Source organism: Mitsuokella sp. oral taxon 131 str. W9106, assembly GCF_000469545.1.
In the GTDB taxonomy this organism is placed as follows: domain Bacteria; phylum Bacillota; class Negativicutes; order Selenomonadales; family Selenomonadaceae; genus AWVT01.
Window position 1 is genome coordinate 1 of record NZ_KI273066.1, and the last position, 4,668, is coordinate 4,668.

Sequence of the window (4,668 nt, forward strand, 5' to 3'; positions counted from 1 at the left end):
GCGCTCGCCGTCAGCTCCTCGCTCGACGCCGACACCTGCTCTGCCGCCTTCGCCGTGCCCGAGACCATCGTGCGCATGGAATCGAGCATCTTCGCGTTGTTGTTCTGCAGGTTCCCGACCTCGTCGACGCGGTTGCTCCGCGGGATCTGCATCGAGAGGTCGCCCCCTGCGATGCGCGCTGCGATGGCAGAGAGCTTCTCAATCGGCGTGATGGCAGACGTGAGGAAGAAGAACGTCACCCCGAGCAGGATGGCGATGCCGGCAAGCGAAATGCCGAGCACGAGGTAGCTCATGTGCGTCGCCGCCTCATTCGCTTCATCCTGCGAAAGCGCGACGGCAAGCGTCAGCCCCGACTGCCCGAGCGGAGCGGCCGCATAGAGCTTGTCCTCGCCATGGAACTCGTACGCAAACGACTCCGCCTTGCCCGTCATGAGCTTGGACGCAAGCTCCTTTTGCGCGCCGCCGTCAATCTCCGTGATCTTGTCCTCGACGGAATACTTCGGATGGTAGATGAACTCGCCGTTATGCCCGACGACGAACATCGACCCCGTCTCGCCGACCTTGACATCCTTCAGCGTATCCGCGATGAAGTCGAGCGGCACGTTGACGGCAAGGACGCCCAAAAGCTGGCCGTCCTTTAGGATCGCCTTGCTGATCGTGATGACGGGCTTGCCGTCCGAGAGTGACTTGTATGCCTGCGAGATCACATCCGTATCGGGATTTGCCACGGCGTCCTTGTACCAGCCGCGCGTCCGCGGATCAAATCCGTCGGGCAGCGTGATGCTCGAATCGTACGTGCCGTCCGGACGGCCGATGTAGGCGGCATTGACGCCATCCAGCTTCGCCAACTGATTCAGTGTATCCTTCAGGATGTCTTTTGGCGGCATCTGTTCCGACCAGCTCAGCGACATGGTACGGACGGCAATGCGATCCGCACGCATCGTCGCATTGATCTGGTTCGCATAGTGCTCGCTCATCTCGTAGAGCCCCTTGAGGGAACTCTCTGAGAGCGATGAGCTTGCCATCGAGTTGATGATAAAGCCCATAATGAGAAACACGATAACGAGGGGCACGCCAATGCCCAACATCATCTTCGGTTTTAACTGCATGATTACCTCTCCTTCACTTCCGTTTAATACGATCCTCTTGTAACATTACCATACGGTTAGATTCTATAAAACTCCATAAACTCCTTCTCGTCAGCGATTTTTTTGCAACGTTTCCGTTTCCATCCCCATCAAAACAGCCCTGCGGCACTGCCGCAGGGCTGTTTTGGCGGACTGCCCGATCCCCAGCAGATCCCATTCCGTTACCAGCAAGCGCCCTATCGGGCAAGCGATGCTTCTGCCTGGTCGCGCGTCGCGCGGTCGCCTCCGTCAAGATTCACGGCGTCTTCGCCCTCAATGCCAAACGCGGTCTTACGCGCGAAGATCGGATGCTGCTCGCCGCGCTCGTGTTCGACCGTCGTATCGCGCGCGATCGGCTCGGTCGTCCTGCCGTTGCCTGCACCGCCCGCCGTATAGCTGACATCGTACTTCGGCACGCGCGCGTAGTCGCTCGTCCTGTCCTTCGACGCCTGTGTGTAGACCGTGCGGTCGGGGCGCAGAAGCCCGTCTGCCGTCGCCGCGTAGTACGCGCGGTTCGGCCCTATCATGAGCGCCGTGCGATTTGCCGGCTCCTGATCGAATGTATAGTTGCGGTCAAAGTCGCCTTCAAGCTGGCCGTGGTACGTTCCATAGAGACCGTAGAGGCTAGGCACGACCGGCTGCTTTGCGCCCGGTGCCGGTCCCCACTCGAACGCGCCTTCCAAAGCCTCCTTGTCCGCAGGCGTTGCCCATCCCGAAACCGTGCCGGGCGCAAAGCCCGTCAAGTCCTCGCCAAGCACGCGGATCTGCGGCTTTGCCTTGACGCGGAGCGGGCGGCGCGTGATCGTTCCCGGCTGATCGGAAAGCGCATCCTGCGCGAGCTGATAGTCTGGATTGTCGAGCGTGATGTGCGTGTAGTCCACACGGTTTGCTCCCGGCGTGCCCGCCACGTTCGGATCGCGGAACGTTCCCTTCGCGGAAGCGACGCCGACGCGGTCGCCGGCGAGAATCTTGTTGATGGGATCCGCGCCGTTTGCAGCCACCAGATACGCCTGCGCATCGGGTAGATCGCGGCCGGCATCGTAGACCTTCTGCGGTGTCTTCGTCGGATCCGCCTGTACGCCGATCGTGCGCGGCGTGATCGTGCCTGCGCCCGTGTACGTCTCGGGCAGGTCGTAGTTCTTCGCCGAGCGCGCCGCGAGATGCAGATCGTACTGGACGCCCTGATTGCCCGCATGCCTGCTGGCGAACTTGCCCGTTATCGCGATATCCTCGAACACATCGTTCTCTTCGCCCGGGACGACATTCCGAAGGCCGCGGATATGGAATTTGTCCTTCGCCGTGACCGTCTCGTTCCGATTCGTGTTTCGGTCATACGAAAGCAGCGTGTCCGTGCCGTCGTACACCTTTGAAACCGGATCCGCATCGGTGAGCGAGAGCTTGCGCTTCTCGATGACGCCCTTGCCCTGCACCGCCTTCGGCAGCCCCGTCGCGGGATCCGCTTCGAGCGCATAGTTGTCATGGGCATTATTCGTTAGCGCGAGGTTTTCATATAAGATGGCATACGATCCCGCGTCCTTATTGCCGTAGCCTGCGGACGTCGCCGTGACGCCGAGCGCCGCATCATCGAAGGCCGGCTTGTCCACATCGAGGTAGTAGCCTGCCCCGTCCTGCGGCAGGACTGCGCCGTCGCCGTCCGCGCGCAGGGCGGTATCCCCGTCGTACGTCTTCGTCGCTGTCCGCGCCGTCGCCTTCAACGTATACGGCGTGATCCTGCCGGCGCCCGAAAGATCCTCCTGCATCGCATACGAAGGATCGAGCGCATAGTCGCCGTTCGCAATGGAAATATGATAAAGTGCCCGATTCGCATCGTCGACGTCCCTAGCGTCCGCATTTGTAATTTGCCCCGAGGCATCCGCATGGGCAAAGGTTCCTTCGACCTGAAGGCCAACGTCCTCCGGGCGACCAGTCGGCATCATCACAGCGCCTTCCACATGGATCTTCGCCTGCGGATTGCGCAGCGCGCTCGTGCCGTCGTAGACCTTCTCAGCGGGATCCGTCACCGCGCTCGTCAGCACCTTCGGCGTGATCTTGCCCGATGCGCGGATCTCCGAGGAGAGCTCGTAATTGCCCGCATCATTGCCTTCCACCTGGATGTTGTCGACGACGATGTTCTTTTCCTGCACCGTGCCGTCTGCATCACGCCGTACATGGCGGTCCGGCGTCCTGTCATTTGCGCGCACGTAATACGCATCGAAGCTTGCGTCGCCGGTGGAAGGATCGGTCTTCAGCCGCACATCGTCCGTCGCGCCATTGACCGTGACGAGTCCCGACCAGTTCGCAGGATCGTCGAGCACGTCTTCGATGCGCGTCCTGCCTGCCGCATCCACATGTTCCGTTTGGTCGTACGCGCGATCCAATCCAAGAACATTGCCGCGAATCGTGAGCTTGCGCTTTTGGATCTCGCCCGCGCCCTGATAGGAGATGGTGTGCGGCGTTGTGGCAGCGGCATCGGCAAACGCGTAGTTGCCATGCGTGTCGCCTAGGATCTCCGCCGTGTAGTTCACCGTGCGGCTGCCCGCCTTGCTGTCGTCGTACGCGGCATTCGTGATGACGGTCCTGACCGTCCCGGCATCGCCGGCGAGGATTCCGCTGAACTGCGTCGCCGTCTCGTAGTCGCCGCCGTCTTTCGTCCTGGCGGGTTCAATCGCGAGCGGCAGGTGCGTCGCCGTATCGAGGATCGGCGCATGCGTCGCGGGGTCGATCGGCGACACGTAGTTCGTGCCGTCGTAGGTCTTCGTGAGCTTCGCGACATCGTTGTGCGCGATCTTGCGCGGCGTGATCGTATTGCCGGCGAACTGCCAGTTCGCCGGATTGTTGAGCCATGCGCCGAAGCCCGACTCGACCGCGTAGTTGCCGAGATCCTGCTCGGCAAGCCCATTCATGTGATAAGTGATCGTTTTATTCGTGCCGACGTTCGCATCGTCAAACGTCGCCCGGCCAAGATCGTACTGGAGATCGACCGATGCGCCGTTGATGGTCGTCGTGAGCTTCAGATGCCCACGCTCGGCGTCCTGATTTTCCGAGAAATCCGAATTCGTAAGCCCGTACCACGTGCCATCGTACGCGCGTGATATCGGGTCGTAGTGAACGCGTACGTCCGAGGTGTGGATCGCATGCGGCGCGATCTTGCCCACGCCCGCGATCGCCTTCGGATTGCCGGCGAGCGCATAATTCGACACGCCGTTTGGATTCCGCTTGAGTGCGTCGGCGATGTTGCCCGTCGCGCTGTCCGTGAACGCCGTCACCTTGTCGATGACATGATGGTTCGCGTCGCGGCGCACGGAGGCATCAGGCACGAGCGTCCCGTTCCCGTAGACGTCGCCATAGTAGCCTTTGATGCGGCTGCGGTCGAAAATGTCGTCGAATGCGTCTCCGTTCACCGCACCGATCGGAGGCGTGGTCGGGATGGCATCGGAGAGATTCGCAGGGGTTGCGTCCGCGCTGCCGTCGTATTCCTTTTCCATACGGCCGAACTTGACCTCGATCTGCTTCTGCTCGATCCTGCCCTTGCCCGTGAAAC

2 protein-coding genes are annotated in these 4,668 nt (G+C 61.2%); both read right to left on the bottom strand.

What is annotated here, in order from left to right; genetic code table 11:
- The coding region (locus HMPREF1985_RS08830; RefSeq protein ID WP_021772252.1) for a PDC sensor domain-containing protein at positions 1–1,109 on the bottom strand (1,109 nt) is incomplete at its 3' end.
- Between the two features lie 215 nt (positions 1,110–1,324).
- The coding region (locus HMPREF1985_RS08835; protein ID WP_021772254.1) for a YDG domain-containing protein at positions 1,325–4,668 on the bottom strand (3,344 nt) is incomplete at its 5' end.